Raw genomic sequence first — 651 nt, 5'->3', positions numbered from 1 at the left:
TAGTCTGCTCCGGCACTACACTCTCGATCCAGTTGACAGGTTGGAATGTGAGGTGCGTCGCCGCCCGCATAATAAACCGGGCTTCGCCATCCAGCTTTGCGTCATGCGGCATACTGGGCGTCTCCTGGGAGAAGACGAGCAGCCTCATGCGGTGGTCATCCGCCACTTGGCCGACCAGCTCGGCGTAGACTCGCGTGATTACGCCATCTACGCGCGTCGGATGCAGACACGTTTCGAGCACAGCCGTTTCCTGACCGAGCATCTCAGTCTGCACATAGCCAACAAGAACGACCGGCGTGCAGCACTTCTGTCTGCTATCGACGCAGCGGCTGCCGGGGACAAGGGGCACCCGATCGTTACGGCGGTGATATCTGCGTTTCGGCAGCGCGGGGCGCTGCTCCCTTCTCAGGCGGCGATCGAGACGCTCGGATTGGGCAGGTCGCGCCATCGCACGCCGACGCGCAGAAATCACACTCCTCGAAGATATCGCCGCCGAGAAGTTGGAAGCGCTCGACGCTCTGCTCGACGTCGACCCGGCTGTTGGTCAAACGCGATTCCATTGGCTGCGATCAGCGCCAGACGCGCCCGGTGCTTCGAACCTAATTGGACTGACCGAACGGATCGCCTTCCTGCACACGCTCGAAATCGATC

At 61.4% G+C, this 651-nt stretch carries 1 protein-coding gene; it reads left to right on the top strand.

Annotation, left to right across the window (positions count from 1 at the left end; genetic code table 11):
* Positions 1-52: 52 nt before the first annotated feature.
* The coding region (locus tag ACWGS9_RS35145) for a DUF4158 domain-containing protein (protein ID WP_454509472.1) at positions 53-651 on the top strand (599 nt) is incomplete at its 3' end.

The sequence above is a fragment of the Mesorhizobium sp. Arg314 genome, from assembly GCF_053714275.1.
The sequence above is the reverse complement of the archived record's forward strand: the minus strand, read 5'-3'. Positions and strand labels throughout refer to the sequence as shown.